This is a genomic window from Pseudomonas sp. Marseille-Q7302 (genome assembly GCF_965111925.1).
This window is the reverse complement of sequence record NZ_CBCOPK010000001.1, coordinates 3,852,534-3,873,284: the sequence shown is the minus strand read 5'-3', so window position 1 is coordinate 3,873,284 and position 20,751 is coordinate 3,852,534. Positions and strand designations below refer to the sequence as shown.

Below are 20,751 nucleotides of genomic sequence, written 5' to 3'. Positions count from 1 at the left end.
GATTGGAATTCGGTCGGGCTAGCCTTTTGCCAGCGCTCCTAAATCCGTCTCGCTTTACCCCCCTGAAGTTCCTTCGTCGCGCCCGATGGCATCGGCGGACGGCGCAGAGTAAATTTGCGACATCCATCGCAGAGTAGCCTCCATGTCCCAAGCGTCCCCTCAGCTGACCGAGGAGCAGATCCGTCAGGCTCTGCAAGGCATCAGCATTCCTCCGCAGCCGCAGATCATGGTGGATTTGCAGCTCGAACAGCTCATGCCCAGCCCGGATCTCAAGGTCATTTCCCGTCTGATCGGCCAGGACCCGGGGCTGTCGGGCGCCTTGCTCAAGTTGGTGAACTCGCCGTACTTCGGCCTGAGCAATCGCATCACCTCGATCCAGCGGGCGGTCAACCTGCTGGGCAGCCAGTCGGTCATCAACCTGATCAACGCCCAGTCGATCAAGGGGGAGCTCACCGACGAGACCATCGTCATCCTCAACCGCTTCTGGGACACCGCCCAGGATGTAGCCGAGACCTGCCTGAGCCTGGCCAAGAAGACCGGCTATCCGACCCCCGACGAAGCCTATGCCCTGGGTCTGTTCCACAACTGCGGCATCCCGCTGATGCTCAAGCGCTTCCCCAGCTACATGGCTGTGCTGGAGGAGGCCTATGCCAGCGTCAACGAACAGGTACGGGTGGTCGACGTAGAAAACCGCATGTTCAATACCAACCACGCCGTGGTGGGGTATTTCATCTCGCGGTCCTGGCGCCTGCCGGAGCACGTGGGCCAGGCCATCGCCAACCATCACAATGCCCAGTCCGTCTTCGACGAGGACTCGACCACCGACATCCAGATCAAGAATCTGCTGGCGCTGCTGAAGATGGCCGAGCACATCTGCCGCTGCTATCGCGCCCTGGGCGGCCAGGACGAGGATCACGAGTGGCAGGCTATCGCGCCGCGGGTGCTGGATCACGTCGGCCTGTCCGAGTACGACTTCGAGTCGCTCAAGGAGACGATCCTTGAAATGGGCAGTGGCCGGATCAATTACTAAGGCACCTGCAATCGTCCTGGACCTCCATGCCCGAATTACCTGAAGTCGAAACCACTCGCCGGGGCATCGAGCCCCATGTCGTCGGTCAACGCGTGCGCCGGGTCATCGTCCGCGATGGTCGGCTACGCTGGCCCGTCCCCGAAGACCTGGACGTGCGCCTCTCCGGTCAGCGCATTGAGGCCGTGGAGCGGCGTGCCAAGTACCTGCTGATTCGCGCCGAGAGCGGCACCCTGATCGGCCACCTGGGCATGTCCGGCAGCCTGCGCCTGGTGCCGGCGGATCAGCCACCGGCCAAGCACGAGCATGTCGACATCGAGTTGGAGTCCGGGCTGTCGTTGCGCTACACCGATCCGCGCCGTTTCGGTGCGCTGCTCTGGACCCAGGATCCCCATGCTCATGTGCTGCTCAGCAAGCTGGGGCCCGAGCCCCTGACCGAGGCCTTCGGCGGCGGTCGGCTGTTCGAGCTGTCACGTGGGCGCAGCATGGCGGTCAAGCCCTTCATCATGGACAACGCCGTGGTGGTGGGGGTAGGCAATATCTACGCCGCCGAGGCGCTGTTCGCCGCCGGCATCGACCCCCGCCGGGCGGCCGGTAGCGTTTCCCGGGCGCGCTACGATCGCCTGGCCGTCGAGATCAAGAAGGTGCTGGCGCGTTCCATCGAGAGCGGCGGCACCACCCTGCGCGACTTCATCGGGGGCGACGGGGCGCCGGGCTATTTCAAGCAGGAGTTGTTCGTCTATGGGCGCAAGGGCGAATTCTGCAAGGTCTGTGGGACGGGCCTGCAGGAGATCCGCCTGGGCCAGCGCGCCAGCGTCTATTGCCGGAAATGCCAGCGATGAAGGGCCTGGCTGGGCTGGCCGTGCTGGCATTGCTCGGTAGTGAACTGGCCTGGGCCGACGCCGATAACGGCCGCAATCTCTTCCTGCGGCGCTGCCATAACTGCCATTCGGTAGGGCCGAGCGCTCAATCCGGTTTCGGTCCCCAGCTCAACGACCTCTTCGGTCGCCAGGCCGGTAGCCTCCCGGGCTACCACTACTCCGAGGCCATGCGCCAGGCCGGCTTCGCCTGGGATCGCGAGGCCCTGGCGGCCTTCTTGCGTGATCCCGAGCAGAAGGTGCCGGGCACCAAGATGAGGTTCTGGGGCATCGGCGATGCCGAGGATCTGCGTGATATCGCCGACTACCTGCAGACCCAACACAGCGCGCCCTGATCGTCAGGAGGGCTAGCGACCGGCTGGGAGGTGGGTGAATTGCGTCGAAACCGTTCAGGGCTCATGGGGCCCTGGCTCGCGAGAGCCAGGGCCGCTGCTCAGTGATCGCCGCCACCGGCGCCCGGCTTGGCCGCGAACGGCGGCTTGGCCAGCCAGATGATCAGGAACAGGCCCATGAAGATCCAGCCAAGCAGGGTGAAGTAGTCCACCGTGGAGAGCATGTAGGCCTGGCTCTCCACCACCTTGTCCAGCTGGGCATAGGCCTGCTGCGACGGACCGCCGAGGGCGTCCAGGTAATGCTGGGTGGCCGGACTGTAGGCGGTGACGTCCTCGGTCAGCTGGGCATGGTGATGGATGGCGCGGCGCTGCCAGAGCCAGGTGGTCAGGGAGGAGGCGAAGCTGCCGCCCAGGACCCGCAGAAAGGTCGCCAGGCCGCCGCCGTCCGCCAGTTCCGATGGCTTGAGGCTGGACAGCAGGATGCTGGTGGTGGGCATGAAGAACAGCGCCACGCCCAGGCCCATGAAGGTCTGTACCTCGGCGATGTGGCGATAGTCCACCTCGTTGTTGAAGGTGGCGCGCATGAAGCACGACGCCCCGATCACCAGGAAGGAGCCCCCGGCCAGCAGCCGCAGGTCGGTCTTGTGCGCGAACTTGCCCACCAGCGGTGAGAGGATCACCGGCAGGATGCCGATGGGCGCTGCCGCCAGGCCCGCCCACACCGGGGTGTAGCCGAGCTGGGTCTGCAACCACTGGGGCAGCAGCAGGTTGATGCCGAAGAAGCCCGAATAGCCCAGCACCAGCGCCAGGGTGCCGAAGCTGAAGTTGCGATAGCGGAACAGCCGCAGGTTGACGATGGGATGCTTGTCGGTCAGCTCCCAGATCACCAGGGCGGTCAGCGCCACGGCGGAAAAGGCCGCGCCCAGGCAGATCAGGTTGGATTCGAACCAGTCCAGGTCGTTGCCCTTGTCCAGCACCACCTGCAACACGCCCACGCCTAGCACCAGGAGGATCAGCCCGACGTAGTCGATGGGCTGGTGCACCAGTTTTTCCGGTTTCTTGCCCAGCTGGCTCCAGACCACCAGGGTGGCGAAGATGCCGATGGGGATGTTGATGAAGAAGATCCACGGCCAGCTGTAGTTGTCGGTGATCCAGCCGCCGGCGATGGGCCCGATGATGGGCGCCACCACCGTCACCATGGCCAGGAGCGCCAGGGCCATGCCCCGCTTGGCCGCCGGAAAGATCGCCAGCAGCAGGGTCTGGGCCATGGGGTAGAGCGGGCCGGCGACGAAACCCTGCATGGCGCGGAAGATCACCAGCTCGGGCATCGAGGTGGCGATGCCGCAGAGAAAGGAGGTGATGACGAAGAGCACCACGGCGGCCATGAACAGCTTGACCTCGCCGAAGCGGCGCGCCATCCAGCCGGTCAGCGGCAGGGCGATGGCGTTGCTCACGGCGAAGGCGGTGATGACCCAGGTGCCCTGTTCCGAACTTACCCCGAGGTTGCCGGAGATGGTGGTCAGGGCGACGTTGGCGATGGTGGTGTCGAGCACCTGCATGAAGGTGGCCAGGGAAAGACCCACCGTGGCGAGGACCAGGCTCGCCGGGCGAAAGGCGTTATCGCTCATGACGGATTACCAGAAGGGGGCGGGGAGGCTCATGACCGAGCCTCCAGGGCCTCAGCGCTTGGCGACGCCCGCGGCGCGTGCCGCCGGACCGTTGTTGTGGACGATCTGCTGGATCAGCTGGTCGGCATCGGCCAACTGGTGATCGTAGACGTCGGTGCTGTAGCGCGGCTGCTTTGGCGTGGTGGTGGGCAGGCGGGCGCCGTCCTGGTCGTGCAGGTCGACATCGACGACGGTCGACAGGCCGATGCGCAGCGGATGCTTGTCCAGGTTGTCGCCTTCCAGGCGGATACGCACTGGCAGTCGCTGGACGATCTTGATCCAGTTACCGGTGGCGTTCTGCGCCGGCAGGAGCGAGAAGGCGCTGCCGGTGCCCACGCCCAGGCTTTCCACCACGCCGCGATAGCGCACGTCGTCGCCATAGAGGTCGGAGTGGATCTCCACCGGCTGGCCGATGCGCATCTCGGCGAGCTGGGTTTCCTTGAAGTTGGCATCGATCCAGATCTGGTCCAGCGGCACCACGGCCATCAAGGCCGCGCCGGGTTGCACGCGGCTGCCGACCTGCACCGAGCGCTTGGCGACATAGCCGCTGACCGGCGCCACCAGGGTACTGCGGGCATGGTTGAGGTAGGCTTGGCGCAGCTGGGCGGCGGCGGCCTTGACGTCGGGGTGCGAGGCGATCTCGGTGTCGTCCACCAGTGCCTGGTTGGTATCCAGTTGCTGCTGGGCGGAGGTCAGGGAGCTCTGCGCCGACACCAGGGTGTCGCGGGCGTGGGCCAGTTCTTCCTTGGAGATGGCGCCGCCCTTGGCCAGTTGCTGGCGGCGGGCGTAGTCGGCGCGGGCCCGTTCGACCTCGACGCGCCGGGCAGCCACCTGGGCCTTGTAGCTGTCGACGTTGCTGTACAGGCCGCGCACCTGGCGCACGGTCTTGGCCAGGTTGGCCTCGGCGCTCTGCTGGGCGACGGCGGTGTCGCTGGGATCGAATTCCACCAGCGGCTGGCCCTGGCGGACGTAGTCGCCATCATCCACGGCGATGCGGGTCACGGTGCCAACGACCTGGGGCGTGATCTGCACCAGGTTGCCGTTGACGTAGGCATCGTCGGTATCGGCATGGAAGCGGCCATAGAACAGGTGGTAGCAGTAGACACCCACGCCGGCCAGGATCACCACCAGCAGCAGGAGCAGCAGGAGGAATTTGCGTTTGCCGGAGCGCTGCGGCTTCTGCTCCTGGGCATTGTCGTTGGGGGTTGCGGCGGAATCGGCCATGGTCGGGCTCTCGGTATCAGTGTGTGGCCGCGGCGGTGGGCGCCGGCGGCAGTTTGGACGGTTGGAAGCCGCCACCCAGGGCCTGCATCAGCAGCACGCCGCTGTCGACGCGGTCGGCCTGGAGGCTGGCCAGCTGACGTTCGGTCTGCAGCAGTTGCTGTTCCACGGTCAGGGCATCGAGGTAGTTGCCGATGCCGGCGCCATAGCGCTGCATGGCGATGTCGAAGGAGCTCTTGGCGATGTCCCGTGCCCGTTGCTGCTCGACGATCTGCTGGTCCAGCGAGCGCTGGCGGGTGATGGCGTCGGCGATGTCGCCCAGTGCCTGCACCAGGGTCCGGTTGTACTGGGCCACTGCGAGGTCATAGTCGGCATCGCGGCTGGCGAGATCGGCGCGGCGACGACCGGCATCGAAGATCGGCAGCGACAGCGCCGGGCCGACGTTGAAAAAGCGCGCCGGACCGCCGAGCAAGGCGTCGCCGAGGATGGCCTTGCTGCCGGCGGCCACCGTCAGGTCCAGGTTGGGATAGAAGTTGGTCTTGCTGGCGACGATGTCCTTGCTCGCGGCCTCCACCCGCCAGCGGGCGGCGATCAGGTCCGGACGACGCCCGGCCAGCTCGACCGGCAACTGGGCAGGCAGGTTCACCGCGGCGGGGGCGATCAGCTTGGGCCGTGGAATCTCGGCGCCACGGTCTGGCCCCTTGCCCAACAGCACGGCGAGACGGATCTGGGCCGTGCGCACCTGCTGTTCAGCCGCGGTATGGGAGGCCGCCGCGCTGGCTTCCAGGCTCTGGGTCTGCTGCAGCTGGTAGTCGCTGTCGAGGCCGGCGTCCACCCGGCGCTGGGCCAGGTCGAGCATGCCACGGGTACGCTCCAGGTCCTGCTGGGCCACGTCCATATTGGCATAGGCCAGGCCCAGCTGGTTGTAGGCGCGGCTGACGTCGGCGGCCAGCGTCAGGCGTGCGGCCTGGCGATCCACTTCACCGGCGCGGGCGCGGCCGAGTGCGGCCTCCCAGGCGGCGCGCTGGCCACCCCAGAGGTCGAAGCTATAGCTGCCGCTCACATTGAGTTGGCGCAAGGTGCTGTAACGGTCACCCTGGCCGACCGGATCGTCTGGCCGCGCCAGACGCGAGCGGGTCACGCCCGCATTGGCGTCGATCTGTGGATAGCGATTGGCATCGGCGGCGAGCACCGCGGCATCGGCCTGGCGGCTGCGCGCATCGGCTTCCTGCAGCGAAGGGCTGTCGCGCAGGGCCTCGCGGATCAGGTTGTCGAGCTGCGGATCGCCCAGCCGCGTCCACCAGTCGGCGCTCGGCCACTGGACAGGGGAGAGGCGATCGCCGGCAAAGGTGGCGTCGCCCTTGAGGGTGGCCGGATCCACGGCGTGCCCCTGGGTGTTCAGCCCTTCGGACGACACGCAGCCGGCCAGCAGCAGGGCGGCGCAGAGGGCGGTCAATGGCAGGCGAAAGGTCATGGATCAGAGGTCTCCAGAGGGCGCCGGCAACAGGCCGGAGGGGCCGAGCAGTCGGCGTAGCAGGCGTTCGAGGTCATCCAGCTCCTGGCGGTCCAGGCAGTGGGTGAGGTCATTGAGGGCGTCCACGCCGATCTGCATGAGTTCACTGCTCAGGGCCTGGCCCTGTTCGGTCAGCTCCAGCCGCACCTGGCGACGATCGCTCAGGCTGCGCACCCGGCGCAGCAGGCCCTTGGCTTCCAGGCGATCGAGCATGCGGGTCATGGCGCCGCTGTCGAGCGACAGGCAACGGCTGAGTTCGGCCGGGGTGTCGGTCTGGTCGCGGGCCAGCAGCAGCAGCACCTTGAACTGGGCAGCGGTGATGTCGTAAGGCGCGAGGTGGCTGTCCAGCACGCGATCCTTGTACTGGTTCGCGAGGTGGATCAAATGGCCTACGGAGTTGCGCAGTGGAAAGTTGCTTCGGTCGAAATGTGACATTGCAGTATCTGCCCAGGCAATCAAGCGCATCCAGAATACTGCCTAGGCAGTGAAATATTCAGACACCTTTGCGCAGGGGAGCGTTGCGCATTTTGAAACAATTGGAAAAGTCCTTTGGCGAACCCTTGTCCTGTAGTGGCCCGGACGCCGATCATGGGGGTAACTTCAGTTTGAACCGACCCATGACGCCTGACTTCGATCTAGACCGCCTGCGCCAGGCCTTGGTGCCCCTGCGCCGCGACCTGCCAGCGGATGCCGACCACCAGGGCTATCGCGCCCATTACCGCCTGGCGGATAACCTGGTGCACCCCGGAGTCACGGTGGCGCTGGGTGCCCTGCCAGCGGGCAGCTACCAGCTCGCGGTCCAGGGTTGGTGGCCGCCTGAGCCACGCGGCAGCCTGCTGATGCTGCACGGCTACTACGATCACATGGGTCTCTATGGCCATGTGGTGGACTGGGCCCTGTCACGGCAGCTGGCGGTGCTGGCCTGCGATTTGCCCGGGCATGGATTGTCGAGCGGCGCCCGCGCCAGCATCAACGATTTCGCCGAATACCAGGTCGCCCTGGCCGCGCTGATCGCCGAGGCGCGGCGTCTAGAGTTGCCGCAACCCTGGCACCTGCTGGGCCAGAGTACCGGTGGCGCCATCCTGCTGGACTATCTGCTGAGGGGCGATCCCGCGCCCGAGCTGGGCGAGACGGTGCTGCTGGCACCGTTGATCAGGCCCCATGCCTGGCGCCAGGGGCTATGGACCTATCGGCTGGTGAAGCCCTTCGTGCGTGCCCTGCCACGACGCTTCTCGGTGAATTCCGGCGATCCAGCCTTCCTTGACTTCTTGCAGCAGGACACCTTGCAACCACGGGAACTGCCGGCTCAGTGGGTAGGCGCCCTGGCGCGCTGGATTCCACAATTGGAAGGCGCGCCGGCCAGCACCCGTAGCCCCCTGGTGATCCAGGGCGAGCAGGACTTCACCGTCGACTGGCGACATAACCTGGGGGTATTGGAGGCCAAGTTCGCCCGGCCCGAGGTGCTGCGCCTGCCGGAGGCGCGACACCATCTGGTCAACGAGACGCCAAGCCTGCGCCAGCGCTACTTCCGCTGGCTGGACGAGCGTCTCGCCTGAACAGCCTTACTGACCGCCGCTACCCAGGCCAGCGCGCAGCGCGGCCACGGCGGCCCGGTAGTAGGCGCTGCCGTTGGGCGAGCTGGCAAAGTCGGCGAACTGGCCGAGTTCGTTGTCGTTCAGGGTGCGGTAGACATAGAGCAGGGTGTTTTCCAAATCACCGGCATTCATCTGCTGGATGAATCGCTGCCGCTGCTGCTCGATCATGCCGCCGGACTGCTGCTGCCCCATCAGCCCAGGCAGCATCGAGCTCAGGCTGTCGGCGGCGAGGCCAGCCAGGGCCACGCTGACCTCGGCGCCGGCTTCACGCACGGGCAGGGCGCTGGCCAGACGCTTGGCGTGGGCGCGACGGGCAGGACTGGCCTGCACCTGGGGCACGCCGTTGGCATTCTTCGCCAGCTGATCGCTGCGCGTGGCGGCGATTTCCGCGGCGACCACCTTGCGCCCTACCGGCGACTGGAAGAACTGCAGCGCGGGGCCGTCGGCAGGCAGGCTTTGACGTAGCGCGGCCAGGGCACGCTGGTCGATGGCCGCGGCGGTATAGCGCTTGTTGCTGTTGTCGACCAGGCTCTGGTAGAGCGCCGGCGGCAGACTGTTCTGATAGCGCTGCTGGGCGGCCTGCAGGGCATCGCGGAAGTGTCCGCGCTGCTCGGGCCAACCCGCGGCCTGATAGAGACTGACCGTATCGTCGGCCAGGGCGGGCAGGCTGATGGCGAAAAGCAGGGAAGCGAACAGAACGCGCATGGACACCTCGGGCAGCGGCGCGGAGCCGAAAAGTCCGCCATTGTCGGCAACCCCAGGCTGGCTGTCGAGGCGCTCCCCCCGGGCATTCGTCGCCTGGTCGAGGGAGGCGCGCAGGCGCGGCCGACTTCTCTTACACTCGGCATCCCGCCGGCTTGGCCCGGTTAGCCTGGTTTTCGTGATGGCTCTGCACCCCGAGCATCCCCTGCTGCAACGTATCGTCGACGATCTCGCCGAGCATGGCTGGTCGCGGCAGAGCATCTTCCTGCCCCTGGATCTCACCGCCGAGCTGGCGGCCGAGTGCCGGTTGCGCCATGCCCGCGGCGAGCTGGAGCGCGCCGGCATCGGTCGCGGCGACAGCCCGCTGATCCGCGAAGGGGTCCGTGGCGATCACATCGCCTGGCTGGAACCGGACGATGCCCATCCGGGCGTGCAGCGCTATCTGCACCTGATGGACACCCTGCGCGAGGCCTTCAATCGCACCCTGTTCCTGGGCCTGGAAGACTACGAGAGCCACTTCGCCCTCTATCCGCCTGGCGCCTTCTATGCCCGGCATCTGGATCGCTTCCGCGACGATGACCGGCGCATGGTCTCCCTGGTGCTCTATCTCAATGACGCCTGGCTGCCGGAGCAGGGCGGTGAGCTACGCCTCTATCTCGACCAGGAGCGTCAGCAGGACGTCCTGCCCCTGGGCGGCAGTCTGGTCTGCTTTCTTTCCGGCCAGTTGCCCCACGAGGTCCTGCCGGCCACTCGCGAACGGCTGTCGCTCACTGGCTGGTTCCGCCGCCGCGGCGAGAATCCGCTGCAGGCTTAGACAGTGGACTGGCATCTGACCAGGAGGGACGCATGGAAAAGATACTGGTGAGTCGTTGCCTGCTGGGGCATCGGGTGCGCTACGACGGTGGCGCCCATGGCCCCTTCGATCTGCTTGGCGTCTGGCAGGAGGAGGGACGCATCGTGCCGCTCTGTCCGGAAGTGGCGGGTGGCCTGCCCACTCCGCGTCCGCCCGCCGAGATCCCCGGCGGCCAGGGTGGCGCCGTGCTGGATGGCCGGCTGCCGGTCGTGACCGACACGGGAGAGGAGGTGACCGCGGCGTTCGTTGCCGGCGCCGAGGCCGCGCTCGAACTGGTCGCGCGTCATGGCATCCGCCTGGCCGTGCTCAAGGCGCGCAGCCCTTCCTGTGGCAATCTGGAAAATTACGATGGCACCTTCAGCGGCACCCGGGTGGCAGGTGAGGGCGTCACGGCAGCCGCCTTGAAACGCGCGGGTGTCGCCGTATTCAACGAGACCGAGCTGGCGGCGGCCCAGCGTTTTCTGGCCGCCCAGGAAGACCCTCGCTAGAGCGTCTCCGGCTGGCGGCCCAGCAGTATCTGGAAGTGCGCCTTCTGCACGAAGCAGCCCTTGGGAAAGCGCCAGCCGACCAGTTCGCCCGGCTGCTTCTCGAGGTTCTGGGCAAAGACGGTGGCGCCCATGGCACGCGCCAAGGCGGCATATTCGCGCAGCGGTACCTTAACGACAGGAACATCCGGGCTGATCATGGGCGCTCTGCTGGGTGGGTCGCCTACGGTCGAAACGACGATCGCGGCGAGTCCACAGGTGACTTGCCCAGGCTATCGGCACCCCTGCGTGGAACTTCAGCCCCCGGATGAAAAAGGCCGTCTAGTCGGCGGCCTTGGGCGTTTCTGGCAGGAACCAGTTCATCAGTAGGGCGCACAGGCCACCGGTGGCGACGCCGGATTCCAGCACCGCGCGCAGGCCGGCGGGCATATGGGCAAGGAATTCCGGCACCTGGGAGATGCCCAGGCCCAGCGCCAGGGATACGGCGATGATCAGCAGCGCGCGGCGGTCCAGTTCGACGCCGGCAAGGATGTTGATCCCCGAGGCGGCGACCGCGCCGAACATCACCATGGCCGCGCCCCCGAGCACCGGTTCGGGCACCGCCTGGATCACCCCGGCCACCGCCGGGAACAGGCCCAGCAGCACCAGGATGGCGGCGATCCACAGCCCGACATGGCGACTGGCGATACCGGTCAGCTGGATCACCCCATTGTTCTGGGCGAACACCGAGCTGGGAAAGGTGTTGAAGAGTCCGGCCAGCAGCGAGTTGGCGCCGTTGACCAGCACCCCGCCCTTGATCCGGTTCATCCACAGCGGGCCTTCCACCGGTTCGCGCGAAACCTTGCTGGTGGCGGTGATGTCGCCGATGGCCTCCAGCGAGGTCACCAGGTAGATCACCAGCAGCGGCACGAACAGCGACCAGGAAAAGCCCAGGCCGAAGTGCAGTGGCAGGGGGATCTGCACCCAGGCGGCGTCATGCATGCCGGTGAAATTCAGGCGTCCCAGCCAGGCCGCCAGGGCATAGCCCAGCAACAGGGCGACGACGATGGCGCTGCTGCGCAGGCCGCGCAGCGGGATGCGATTGAGCACCACGATGGTGGCCAGCACGGTGCCCGACAGCAGCAGGTTCTCGCCGTTGGCGAAGGTGCCGTTGCCCAGGGCCGCGAAGCCGCCGCCCATGCTGATCAGGCCGACCTTGATCAGGGTCAGGCCGATCATCAGCACCACGATGCCGGTCACCAGCGGGGTGATGAGGCGCTTGACGAAGGGCAGCACCCGCGACACGCCCATCTCGACGAAGGAGCCCGCCATGACCACGCCGAAGATGGCCGCCATCACGGCTTCCACCGGGGTACCGTTTTTGACCATGAGGGCACCACCGGCGATCAGTGGGCCGACGAAGTTGAAGCTGGTGCCCTGGACGATCAGCAGGCCGGCGCCGAATGGCCCGAAGCGCCGACACTGGACGAAGGTGGCGATGCCGGAGATCACCAGCGACATGGAAACGATCAGGTTGGTGTCGCGCGGCGAGACGCCCAGGGCCTGACAGATCAGCAGTCCCGGGGTGACGATGGGCACGATGATCGCCAGCAGGTGCTGGATGGCGGCCAGCAAGGCGGGCAGCGGACGAGGTCGGTCCTGGGGACCATAGAGCAGTTCGGAGCGAGGAGACTGGGACATGGGCGGGTCGTCGCGGAAAAAGCGCCGATCTTACCGGATGCCCGTCCCGGAGCGCAGGATCTTCGGCCAGGGGACACCTGTTGGCTGGTCGCCCGCAGGTGTCCCGGGTGCCTTACAGGATGAAGCGCGCCACGTCGCGGTTGAGGTCGGCGGCGTGATGCTGCAGGGAGCGCGATTGCCGCTCCGAATCCTCGGCGCCACTGGCCAGGGTATCGCCAAGCCCCTTGATGGTGATCACGTTGCGGGTGATCTCCTCGGTGACCGAGGTCTGTTCCTCGGCCGCCGTGGCGATCTGCAGAGACATCTCGGCGATGATGCCGGCGCTCTGGGCGATCTCTTCCAGGGCGCTGGAGGCGCGTTCCACGTCGGCGACGCTGCGTTCGGCGATGGCCATGCTGCTGTCCATGCGCTGCACCGCCTGGCGGGTCATCTGCTGGAGGGTGCCGATGGTCTCGTTGATTTCCCGCGTCGACGCCTGGGTGCGCTGCGACAGCGTCCGCACCTCGTCGGCGACCACCGCGAAGCCACGGCCATGCTCGCCGGCCCGGGCGGCTTCGATGGCCGCGTTCAGCGCCAGCAGGTTGGTCTGCTCGGCGATGCTCTGGATGCTGTCGAGCACCTTGGCGATGGCCTGCGAGTGATGATCCAGCTCGCCGATCACCCGGGTGGCGTCATCCACTTCCTGGGCCAGGCTGTTGATGGACTGCTTGCTGGTCTGCACCAGGGTCAGGCCCTGGGTGGTGCTGTCGGAGGACTGCCGGATGGCCTCGGCGGTCTGCTCGGCGTTGCGGGCGATCTCCTGGGTCGCGGAAGACATCTCGGTCACGGCGGTGGCGACCAGGGTGATCTCCTGCTGCAGACGCCCCAGTTCCTGAGTGGCTGCGGCGCTGCGCTGCAGGACCTTTTGCGATTCGGCGTCCACGCTCTGGGCATGCTGGCGCACGCCGCCGATCAAGCCGTGCAGACTGGCCACGAACTGGTTGAAGTGGCCGGCGAGGCCGCCGACTTCATCGTTACTCTGTACGGCGATGCGCCGGGTCAGGTCGCCCTGGCCATCGGCGATCACCTGCAGACCGTTCGAGACCACGCCCAGCGGCCGCAGCAGATAGCTGCACAGCAGGTTGATGAGCACCAGCGAGCCACCCAGCACCACGGCCAGGATAGCGATGCTGATCCAGAGTTGCCGCTGTAGCGGTGCCAGCAGGACGCCGCTATCGACGATCATCACCAGGGTCTCGCCGTCGCGATTCATGGGCGCGGCATAGAGCCGCTGGCCGGCGTTGGTCTCGATATAGCGCTCACCGGGCGCCTGGGCCAGCCGCTGGAGGGTGTCCGCGGTGAGCTGGGGATAGAGCTCGGTGAGCGGTTTGGCCAGCAGGGCGGTGTCTTCATGCCCCAGCACGATGTTCTGGCCGTTGACCAGTACGGCGCTGCCGGCACCCGGCAGCTGCACCCGCTTGAGCTGATCGAGGATGTCGCTGATGCTGACGTCGGCACCCAGGATGGCGCTGGTGTTGCCACCGGATTGCAACGCCCAGCCCAGGGACAGCACGTTCTGCTTGGTCGCCGCCGCCACCGTGGGTATGGAGAAGAACACCTTGCGGGGATTCTGCATCGCCTGCTGGTACCACAGCCATTTGCGCGGGTCGTTGTTGTCCGGCGGTAACTGGGCGCCGTTGGCATTGACCTGGCTGCCATCGCCGCGGGCGTAGAAGACGTTGTCGAAACCGCCGGAGCGCTTGACCTGATTGAGACCGGCCGGAAGGTTCGTCTCCTGGGTGTCCGCCGCCAGTGCGCGCAACGCGGCGGCCTTGCCGTCGAACCACTGACGGACACCGCCGTTGAAGACGAAGCTGACGGTCTTCAGCTGTTCGACCGTGGAGGCTTCGAGGGCCGCACGGGTGTTGAAGAAATTGATGGTCGTCAGACCTACACCCACCACCAGCACGGCCGCGGTGGCAGACAACGAGAGTTTCTGTTTCAACGACAAGGCAGGCACGGCGTATAGCTCCGAAATAATTATTCAGGCTTTATCGGTGCCGGTACGCGATAACTTGAGCGTTCGGTCAGATTTTCGTCGCAGAAGCGACGATCCGCGTCTGGGTAGGCGGCCCCTCCCCGGTCTTCCAAGGCGACTGCCGGCTGGAAGACTCGGGAGGGTGCCTGATCAGTCGAAGTCGACTAGGCGGCCACCGTCTGGGCGCCGGTCATGAGTGCCACCGCATCGGCCATGGAGTGCTCGCGCGGGTCGATCACCGTCAGCCGGCGACCCAGTCGATGGATGTGGATGCGATCGGCGATCTCGAACACATGGGGCATGTTGTGCGAGATCAGCACGATGGCGATGCCACGGGCCCGCACATCGAGGATCAGCTCCAGCACCTTGCGCGATTCCTTCACCCCCAGCGCTGCCGTGGGCTCGTCGAGGATGATGACCTTGGAGCCGAAGGCCGCCGCCCGGGCCACGGCCACGCCCTGGCGCTGGCCACCGGAAAGGGTTTCTACCGCCTGGTTGATGTTCTGGATGGTCATCAACCCTAGCTCGGAGAGTTTTTCCCGGGCGATGCGCTCCATTTCCTTGCGGTCCAGGGTCCGGCAGAGGGTGCCCAGCAGCCCCGGTTTGCGCAGTTCGCGTCCAAGAAAGAGGTTGTCGGCGATGGACAGCGCTGGCGACAGCGCCAGGTTCTGGTAGACCGTCTCGATGCCGGCACGCCGCGCGGCGATGGGCGAGGCGAACTGCACTGGCTGGCCCTCGAAGCGGATCTCGCCCTCGTCCGGGCGCAGGGCACCGGAGATGGCCTTGATCAGCGAGGACTTGCCGGCGCCGTTGTCACCGATCACCGCCAGGATCTCGCCGGGCAGCAGGTCGAAGTCGGCATGGTCGAGGGCGGTGACGCGGCCATAGCGCTTCACCAGGCCGCGCGCCATCAGCAGGGGTTCGGTAGTCATCAGCTGGCCGCCTTTCTGATCCATTGGTCGATAGCCACGGCCGCGATGATGAGCGTGCCGATCAGCAGATAGGTCCATTGCACGTCGGTACCCAGCAGGCGCAGGCCCAGGGCGAAGACGCCGACGATGAGAGCGCCGAACAGCATGCCGAGGATCGAGCCGCGCCCGCCGAACAGCGAGATGCCGCCGATCACCACGGCGGTGATGGACTCGATGTTGGCGAACTGGCCGGCGGTGGGCGAGACCGAGCCGATGCGGCCGATCAGGACCCAGCCGGCGAAGGCGCAGATGAGTCCGGACAGCCCGTACACGGTGATCAGCATGCGCCTGACGTTGACTCCGGCCAGCGCCGCGGCCTCGGGATCGTCGCCTACCGCATAGAGATGCCGGCCCCAGGCGGTGTGATTGAGCACGTACCAGAGCAGGGCGACCAGCACCACCAGGGCGATCACGCCATAGGTGAAGACGGCACCGCCCAGGCGGAAGTTGTCACCGAACACCTGCAGCAAGGGCGCCGTCGCACCGATTTCCTGGGCGCGGATGGTCTCGTTGCGCGAATAGAGGAAGTTGGCCGCGAGCACGATCTGCCACATGCCCAGGGTGACGATGAAGGGTGGCAGCTTGATGCGGGCGATCAGCCAGCCGTTGGCCATGCCGCACAGGGTGCCCACCACCAGGCCGCAGAGGATCGACAGCTCCACCGGCAGGCCGTAGCGAAAGGTGAACTGGCCCATGACCACCGAGGACAGCACCATGATGGCGCCTACCGAAAGGTCGATGCCGGCGGTGATCACTACCAGGGTCTGGGCCGCGCCCACGATCCCGGTGATGGCGACCTGTTGCAGGATCAGAGTGAGGGCGAAGGCGGAAAAGAATTTGCCACCCAGCAGGGCGCCAAAGATGCCCAGTGACAACAGCAGCACCAGCAGCGAGACCGCCGAGGGACGCGAATGCAGGAAGTGGCGGAATTTGACGAGTGGGCTGCGCTCGTCACGGGCGAAGGAGGCGACTTCCGTGGCGCTGTGCTTGAGCACCTGTTCGAAGGGCTGGCCGGACGAGGAGGGTGAGGTCGGATCGCTCATGGCAATCTCCTGATAGCGAGAAAGCAGCCGAGAGTCGGTCGCCCGCGCCGAGGCGAAAACGCTCAGGCGGGGCGACCGGTCTGCTCAGGCTAGACGACTGGCATCAGCCCCAGCATTTCTGCAGGGCGGTCTTGCTGTCGATGGACTGGATGCCGGGTACCGGCTTGTCCGTCACCAGCTTCACGCCGGTGTCGACAAAGCTCTTGCCTTCGGTGGCGGTAGGCTTCTTGCCCGTGTCGGCAAAGGTCTTGATCGCCTCGATGCCCAGCGCGGCCATCTGCAGCGGGTATTGCTGAGAGGTGGCGCCGATGACGCCGTCCGCCACGTTGTGCACGCCCGGGCAGCCGCCGTCGATGGAGACGATCAACACGTCCTTCTCGCGACCCACGGCCTTGAGCGCCTCGTAGGCACCGGCCGCAGCCGGTTCGTTGATGGTGTGCACCACGTTGATGGTCGGGTCTTTCTGCAGCAGATTTTCCATCGCTGCACGCCCACCTTCCTCGTTGCCGTTGGTCACGTCGTGGCCGACGATGCGCGAGTCGGTCTCGTCGCCGATGCGGTTCTGATCCTTGGGATCTATGCCGAAGCCGAGCATGAAGCCCTGGTCGCGCAGGACGTCCACCGAGGGCTGGGAGGCGTTCAGGTCGAGAAAGGCCACCCGGGCGTCCTTGGCCTTGTCGCCCAGGGTCTCCCGAGCCCACTGGCCGATCAGCTTGCCGGCCAGCAGGTTGTCGGTGGCGAAGGTCATGTCGGCGGCGCCCACCGGGTCCAGGGGGGTATCCAGGGCGATCACCAGCAGACCGGCCTCGCGGGCCTTTTGCAGATTGGGGACGATACCCTTGGTATCCGAGGCGGTGATGAGAATGCCCTTGGCGCCATCGGCGATGCAGGTCTCGATGGCCGCCACCTGGCTTTCGCTGTCGCCATCGATCTTGCCGGCATAGGCCTTGAGCGTCATGCCCAGCTCCTTGGCCTTGGCGCTGGCACCTTCCTTCATCTTGACGAAGAAGGGGTTGGTATCGGTCTTGGTGATAAGGCAGGCGGACACGGGTGCCGCCTGGGCGGTGGCGCTGGCCAGGGCGGCGGCCAGCAGGCAGCCGGTGAAGGCGGAAAGGGAGACAGTTCTTTTCATTGTGTGCGCTCAGGTTCGCGGACGAGAACGCGACCGGCAGCACGCCGGTCGCGGCGGAGGATGGCTACCACCACTGCTCGATCTGGAAGCCGATGTTGGAGCCGTGCAGGTCGTTGCCGAAGGTACCGGTGCTCGACAGCGCGGAGCCGGCGTCGAAATCATCGGCTGCCTGCTGCGCTGCCCGGTTCCAGGCCGCATAGGTATAGAACAGGCGGAACTCCGGACGGGTCTTGAATTCCGGGCCCTTGGGCGACCAGGTGGGCGCCAGGGTCAGCTTGGTCAGCTTGCGGGTGCCGCCGGGAGCCTGCACCTGATCATGGCCCAGCTCGGTGGAGAACTTGAACTGGTCAGTGATGCCGTACACCAGGCGGCCACCCAGCGAGGTCCAGCGCAGGTCATTACCGTTGGGACGTTCGTCCTTCTGGTAGACCGCGGCGATCTGGCCACCCCAGTAGCGGCTGATCTGCCAGTCGAAGAAGTCGACGACGCGATAGGAGACGTCGGCGCTGCTCAGGGTCGGATCGCCGGTGCTGCCCAGGGCGGTGCCTGGGCCCTGGCCGCGCTGCACGGCAAAGGTGTTCACACCACCCCAACCCATGAAGTTGGCCTGCTTGTGTTGCAGCGTGACCGCTACACCGCTGTTGGCATTGGGCTGATTGGTGGGCTTGTCCAGATAGCTGACGCCGATTTCCAGCGAGCCATTCGGATTGGTGTTGAAGCCGGCGACGTTGAAGTCGAGGCGGTTCTGGAAGTCCTTCTGGTTCTGGTTGTCCTTGCGCGAGAAGGCCAGGCTGTACTTGAGACCGCCGATGTTGACGTCCTCGATACCGCCGCCGGTGGCGCTCTGGTTCCAGTAGAAGAAGTCGGAGATGTGGATGTCGTTCCGCTTGTAGTAACGGCGGCCGGCCCAGAGATTACCGCCGTTCAGCGCGGCGATGTTGTTCCAGTAGGCATAGGCCTGGACGGCACGGATCTCGCCATTGTCCCCGTTGAAGGTCGGGGTGCGGTCGTAGCGGTTGAAGAAGCTGCCCATGCCGTATACGCCGACTGCCGAGCCGTCGTTGAGGGTCAGGACGTCCTGCTTGAGTGCCAGTTCGCCGTACTGTTCGCACTCGTTGCCCAGGCGGTACTTGGACTGCGCGCCCTGCAGCTTGAAGCAGCGCATGGAGTCGGAACCGGAGGAATCGCCGAGCCCGGTACGGAAGTACCCGATAGTTTCTAGGGCGTGTGCCGAAGGAATCAGCAGGAGGGTGCTCATCAAGGAGGCGACCGAAACCCTGGCCAAGGGCATAGCCTTTTTCTTATTCATTTATGTTCCCTGTTTATTGTTGTTGTGTGACGCGTGCCTGGCCTACACCTGACCCGCCGTGCTCCAGCGGAAGATCAGCATAGGTGTGACCATTGGGGCTCAACCTGACTACAAACTTATCGCTGAATCAATTCAGCGGCAGACGGAGGGTAGCCTTTGATCACTCAACGGCCTAGCGGCTCGCGAATCGCTAGGTGTGAGCTGAATCACAGGTTGCGCTTCTACAAAATTAGCAAGCCAAGCAACGGTGAATCCCTCTGGAATGGGCGTCGTGGCAGATGGCTGCGGCAAGGTCAGGAGGTGCAGCGAGAAGGCGGAGCTAGGGCGGGGGCTGGAGAGGAAGAGACAGGAGCGGATCAGTAGGGAAGGACGACGGCAGGCGCCGTCGCCCGGGTACAGCGGTCAGCCCAGCAGCGCCTTGTCGCGCACGCCGCCCTTGTCGGCGCTGGTGGCCAGCAGCGCATAGGCCTTGAGCGCCGTGGTGACGCGGCGGGTACGGGGGTGGACCGGTTTCCAGCCCTGCTTGTCCTGCTCGATGCGGCGATGAGAGAGCTCTTCGTCACTCACCAGCAGGTTGATGCTGCGCTGGGGGATGTCGATGAGTACCTTGTCGCCGTCGCGCACCAGGCCGATGGCGCCGCCCGCAGCCGCTTCCGGCGAGGCATGGCCGATGGACAGGCCCGAGGTGCCACCGGAGAAGCGGCCATCGGTGAGCAGGGCGCACTGTTTGCCCAGCCCCTTGGACTTCAGGTAGCTGGTGGGGTAGAGCATCTCCTGCATGCCCGGACCACCCTTGGGACCCTCGTAGCGGATGATGACGATGTCGCCGGCCTTGACCTCGTCGGCCAGGATGCCGCGCACCGCCGCGTCCTGGCTCTCGAACACCTTGGCGTTGCCTTCGAACACATGGATGGATTCGTCCACGCCGGCGGTCTTCACCACACAGCCATCCAGGGCGATGTTGCCGTAGAGCACGGCCAGACCGCCTTCCTGGGAGTAGGCGTGCTCGACGCTGCGGATGCAGCCTTCAGCGCGGTCATCGTCCAGGCTGTCCCAGCGGGTGGCCTGGCTGAAGGCTTCCTGGGTCGGGATACCCGCCGGACCTGCAAGGAAAAAGGTCTTCACCGCCTCGTCCTGGGTCAGGGTGATGTCCCACTTCTCGATGGCTTCGCCCAGCGTGCGACTGTGTACCGTGGGCAGGTCGGTGTGGAGCAGGCCGCCACGGGCCAGTTCACCCAGGATGCTGAAGATGCCACCGGCACGGTGCACGTCTTCCATGTGGTACTTCTGGATGTTCGGCGCCACTTTGCACAGCTGCGGCACCTTGCGCGACAGGGCATCGATATTGCGCAGGTCGAAGTCCACCTCGGCTTCCTGGGCAGCGGCCAGCAGGTGCAGGATGGTGTTGGTCGAGCCGCCCATGGCGATATCCAGGGTCATGGCATTCTCGAAGGCCGCATAGGAGGCGATGTTGCGCGGCAGGGCGGACTCGTCGTTCTCCTGATAGTAGCGGCGGCACAGCTCGACGATGGTGCGGCCAGCCTGGAGGAACAGCTCCTTGCGATCGGCGTGGGTGGCCAGGGTCGAGCCGTTGCCTGGCAGGGCCAGGCCCAGGGCCTCGGTCAGGCAGTTCATGGAGTTGGCAGTGAACATGCCCGAGCAGCTGCCACAGGTGGGGCAGGCGCTACGTTCGTATTCGGCGACCTTCTCGTCGCTGGCCGAGCTGTCGGCGGCGATGACCATGGCATCCACCAGGTCCAGGCCGTGGCTGGCCAGCTTGGTCTTGCCGGCTTCCATGGGGCCGCCAGAGACGAACACCACCGGGATGTTCAGGCGCAAGGCGGCCATCAGCATGCCGGGGGTGATCTTGTCGCAGTTGGAGATGCATACCAGCGCATCGGCGCAATGGGCGTTGACCATGTATTCCACGGCGTCGGCGATGATCTCGCGGCTCGGCAGCGAATAGAGCATGCCGTCGTGGCCCATGGCGATGCCGTCGTCCACGGCGATGGTGTTGAATTCCTTCGCCACGCCGCCGGCCCTTTCGATCTCGCGAGCGACCAGCTGACCGAGGTCCTTGAGGTGCACGTGGCCGGGTACGAACTGGGTAAAGGAGTTGGCGATGGCGATGATCGGCTTCTTGAAGTCTTCATCCTTCATCCCGGTGGCGCGCCAGAGCGCCCGGGCGCCAGCCATGTTGCGGCCCTGGGTAGAGGTTTTCGAACGATAGTCAGGCATGAAGCGTCTCTCCGAGGCGGCTTTTAGGTCACGGTTCTGATCATCGTGAGCGCAGGCGGGGCACGGTGCAAACGCGGAGTGACGAATG

General features: G+C 65.8%; 19 protein-coding genes and 1 pseudogene. 6 read left to right on the top strand and 14 right to left on the bottom strand.

What is annotated here, in order from left to right; all coding sequences use genetic code 11:
* The first annotated feature begins 205 nt into the window (after positions 1–205).
* Genes ACWPW1_RS18075 through ACWPW1_RS18065 form a run of 3 tightly spaced genes read left to right on the top strand, consistent with a single transcriptional unit; the run spans position 206 to position 2,240 of the window.
* On the top strand, positions 206–1,030 hold the full coding sequence (locus tag ACWPW1_RS18075) for an HDOD domain-containing protein (protein WP_167348588.1): 825 nt from the start codon (positions 206–208) through the stop codon (positions 1,028–1,030).
* A 26-nt stretch (positions 1,031–1,056) separates the two neighbouring features.
* Positions 1,057–1,869: a bifunctional DNA-formamidopyrimidine glycosylase/DNA-(apurinic or apyrimidinic site) lyase gene (gene mutM, locus ACWPW1_RS18070; protein WP_434774912.1), complete on the top strand. Its 813-nt coding sequence runs from the start codon at positions 1,057–1,059 to the stop codon at positions 1,867–1,869.
* Entirely contained in the window at positions 1,866–2,240 is a 375-nt protein-coding gene (locus ACWPW1_RS18065) for a c-type cytochrome (RefSeq protein WP_434774911.1), read from the top strand. Before mutM ends, ACWPW1_RS18065 begins: the two co-directional genes overlap by 4 nt.
* A gap of 98 nt (positions 2,241–2,338) precedes the next feature.
* On the opposite strand, the gene ACWPW1_RS18060 is transcribed toward ACWPW1_RS18065, so the two are convergent.
* From ACWPW1_RS18060 to ACWPW1_RS18045, 4 genes are read right to left on the bottom strand one after another with little or no spacing between them, the layout of a single operon-like run.
* A complete protein-coding gene (locus ACWPW1_RS18060) occupies positions 2,339–3,865 on the bottom strand; it encodes a DHA2 family efflux MFS transporter permease subunit (RefSeq protein WP_059316004.1) in 1,527 nt (508 codons plus the stop codon).
* 51 nt (positions 3,866–3,916) lie between these two features.
* On the bottom strand, positions 3,917–5,128 hold the full coding sequence (locus ACWPW1_RS18055) for an efflux RND transporter periplasmic adaptor subunit (RefSeq protein WP_059316003.1): 1,212 nt from the start codon (positions 5,126–5,128) through the stop codon (positions 3,917–3,919).
* Positions 5,129–5,144: 16 nt separating this feature from the next.
* Positions 5,145–6,599, bottom strand: a complete 1,455-nt coding sequence (locus ACWPW1_RS18050; RefSeq protein WP_454253593.1) for an efflux transporter outer membrane subunit — start codon at positions 6,597–6,599, stop codon at positions 5,145–5,147.
* A gap of 3 nt (positions 6,600–6,602) precedes the next feature.
* Positions 6,603–7,073: a MarR family transcriptional regulator gene (locus ACWPW1_RS18045; RefSeq protein ID WP_059316001.1), complete on the bottom strand. Its 471-nt coding sequence runs from the start codon at positions 7,071–7,073 to the stop codon at positions 6,603–6,605.
* Between the two features lie 182 nt (positions 7,074–7,255).
* Here ACWPW1_RS18045 and ACWPW1_RS18040 point away from each other — a divergent pair, with 182 nt between their 5' ends.
* Positions 7,256–8,194, top strand: a complete 939-nt coding sequence (locus ACWPW1_RS18040; RefSeq protein WP_434774910.1) for an alpha/beta fold hydrolase — start codon at positions 7,256–7,258, stop codon at positions 8,192–8,194.
* Positions 8,195–8,200: 6 nt separating this feature from the next.
* On the opposite strand, the gene ACWPW1_RS18035 is transcribed toward ACWPW1_RS18040, so the two are convergent.
* Entirely contained in the window at positions 8,201–8,938 is a 738-nt protein-coding gene (locus tag ACWPW1_RS18035; RefSeq protein WP_434774909.1) for a DUF2059 domain-containing protein, read from the bottom strand.
* A gap of 178 nt (positions 8,939–9,116) precedes the next feature.
* Here ACWPW1_RS18035 and ACWPW1_RS18030 point away from each other — a divergent pair, with 178 nt between their 5' ends.
* Positions 9,117–9,749, top strand: a complete 633-nt coding sequence (locus ACWPW1_RS18030; RefSeq protein ID WP_059315998.1) for a 2OG-Fe(II) oxygenase — start codon at positions 9,117–9,119, stop codon at positions 9,747–9,749.
* 32 nt (positions 9,750–9,781) lie between these two features.
* A complete protein-coding gene (locus ACWPW1_RS18025; protein ID WP_059315997.1) occupies positions 9,782–10,276 on the top strand; it encodes a DUF523 domain-containing protein in 495 nt (164 codons plus the stop codon).
* Here ACWPW1_RS18025 and ACWPW1_RS18020 read toward each other — a convergent pair.
* The 9 genes and pseudogenes from ACWPW1_RS18020 to ilvD form a co-directional block, all read right to left on the bottom strand.
* On the bottom strand, positions 10,273–10,473 hold the full coding sequence (locus ACWPW1_RS18020) for a hypothetical protein (RefSeq protein WP_059315996.1): 201 nt from the start codon (positions 10,471–10,473) through the stop codon (positions 10,273–10,275). The two genes, ACWPW1_RS18025 and ACWPW1_RS18020, sit on opposite strands and share 4 nt — an antisense overlap.
* A gap of 121 nt (positions 10,474–10,594) precedes the next feature.
* The gene (locus ACWPW1_RS18015; RefSeq protein ID WP_454253592.1) at positions 10,595–11,953 is read right to left on the bottom strand and encodes a nucleobase:cation symporter-2 family protein; all 1,359 of its coding nucleotides are present in this window, start codon (positions 11,951–11,953) and stop codon (positions 10,595–10,597) included.
* Positions 11,954–12,065: 112 nt separating this feature from the next.
* Complete coding sequence (locus tag ACWPW1_RS18010) at positions 12,066–12,779, bottom strand: methyl-accepting chemotaxis protein (protein WP_420480523.1); 714 nt, start codon at positions 12,777–12,779, stop codon at positions 12,066–12,068.
* Between the two features lie 144 nt (positions 12,780–12,923).
* Positions 12,924–13,892, bottom strand: a pseudogene (locus tag ACWPW1_RS18005) (cache domain-containing protein); the annotation flags it as partial.
* Positions 13,893–14,134: 242 nt separating this feature from the next.
* Positions 14,135–14,902 (bottom strand): ATP-binding cassette domain-containing protein, encoded by a 768-nt coding sequence (locus tag ACWPW1_RS18000; protein WP_085984308.1) that lies wholly within the window; start codon positions 14,900–14,902, stop codon positions 14,135–14,137.
* Positions 14,902–15,984 carry an ABC transporter permease gene (locus ACWPW1_RS17995; RefSeq protein ID WP_059315992.1) on the bottom strand — a complete coding sequence of 361 codons (1,083 nt, stop codon included), beginning with the start codon at positions 15,982–15,984 and terminating at the stop codon, positions 14,902–14,904. Before ACWPW1_RS17995 ends, ACWPW1_RS18000 begins: the two co-directional genes overlap by 1 nt.
* Positions 15,985–16,087: 103 nt before the next feature.
* Positions 16,088–17,116, bottom strand: a complete 1,029-nt coding sequence (locus ACWPW1_RS17990) for a sugar ABC transporter substrate-binding protein (protein ID WP_271655789.1) — start codon at positions 17,114–17,116, stop codon at positions 16,088–16,090.
* Between the two features lie 64 nt (positions 17,117–17,180).
* Complete coding sequence (locus ACWPW1_RS17985) at positions 17,181–18,374, bottom strand: maltoporin (protein ID WP_231356057.1); 1,194 nt, start codon at positions 18,372–18,374, stop codon at positions 17,181–17,183.
* A gap of 453 nt (positions 18,375–18,827) precedes the next feature.
* Entirely contained in the window at positions 18,828–20,663 is a 1,836-nt protein-coding gene (gene ilvD, locus ACWPW1_RS17980; RefSeq protein WP_323148028.1) for a dihydroxy-acid dehydratase, read from the bottom strand.
* Positions 20,664–20,751 lie beyond the last annotated feature (88 nt).

Excerpts from the sequence above, each read along its gene's own strand:
- mutM (WP_434774912.1), top strand. The coding sequence starts at position 1,057 with ATGCCCGAATTACCTGAAGTCGAAACCACTCGCCGGGGCATCGAGCCC.
- ACWPW1_RS18065 (WP_434774911.1), top strand. The coding sequence starts at position 1,866 with ATGAAGGGCCTGGCTGGGCTGGCCGTGCTGGCATTGCTCGGTAGTGAA.
- ACWPW1_RS18060 (WP_059316004.1), bottom strand. The coding sequence starts at position 3,865 with ATGAGCGATAACGCCTTTCGCCCGGCGAGCCTGGTCCTCGCCACGGTG.
- ACWPW1_RS18055 (WP_059316003.1), bottom strand. The coding sequence starts at position 5,128 with ATGGCCGATTCCGCCGCAACCCCCAACGACAATGCCCAGGAGCAGAAG.
- ACWPW1_RS18050 (WP_454253593.1), bottom strand. The coding sequence starts at position 6,599 with ATGACCTTTCGCCTGCCATTGACCGCCCTCTGCGCCGCCCTGCTGCTG.
- ACWPW1_RS18045 (WP_059316001.1), bottom strand. The coding sequence starts at position 7,073 with ATGTCACATTTCGACCGAAGCAACTTTCCACTGCGCAACTCCGTAGGC.
- ACWPW1_RS18040 (WP_434774910.1), top strand. The coding sequence starts at position 7,256 with ATGACGCCTGACTTCGATCTAGACCGCCTGCGCCAGGCCTTGGTGCCC.
- ACWPW1_RS18035 (WP_434774909.1), bottom strand. The coding sequence starts at position 8,938 with ATGCGCGTTCTGTTCGCTTCCCTGCTTTTCGCCATCAGCCTGCCCGCC.
- ACWPW1_RS18030 (WP_059315998.1), top strand. The coding sequence starts at position 9,117 with ATGGCTCTGCACCCCGAGCATCCCCTGCTGCAACGTATCGTCGACGAT.
- ACWPW1_RS18025 (WP_059315997.1), top strand. The coding sequence starts at position 9,782 with ATGGAAAAGATACTGGTGAGTCGTTGCCTGCTGGGGCATCGGGTGCGC.
- ACWPW1_RS18020 (WP_059315996.1), bottom strand. The coding sequence starts at position 10,473 with ATGATCAGCCCGGATGTTCCTGTCGTTAAGGTACCGCTGCGCGAATAT.
- ACWPW1_RS18015 (WP_454253592.1), bottom strand. The coding sequence starts at position 11,953 with ATGTCCCAGTCTCCTCGCTCCGAACTGCTCTATGGTCCCCAGGACCGA.
- ACWPW1_RS18000 (WP_085984308.1), bottom strand. The coding sequence starts at position 14,902 with ATGACTACCGAACCCCTGCTGATGGCGCGCGGCCTGGTGAAGCGCTAT.
- ACWPW1_RS17995 (WP_059315992.1), bottom strand. The coding sequence starts at position 15,984 with ATGAGCGATCCGACCTCACCCTCCTCGTCCGGCCAGCCCTTCGAACAG.
- ACWPW1_RS17990 (WP_271655789.1), bottom strand. The coding sequence starts at position 17,116 with ATGAAAAGAACTGTCTCCCTTTCCGCCTTCACCGGCTGCCTGCTGGCC.
- ACWPW1_RS17985 (WP_231356057.1), bottom strand. The coding sequence starts at position 18,374 with ATGAGCACCCTCCTGCTGATTCCTTCGGCACACGCCCTAGAAACTATC.
- ilvD (WP_323148028.1), bottom strand. The coding sequence starts at position 20,663 with ATGCCTGACTATCGTTCGAAAACCTCTACCCAGGGCCGCAACATGGCT.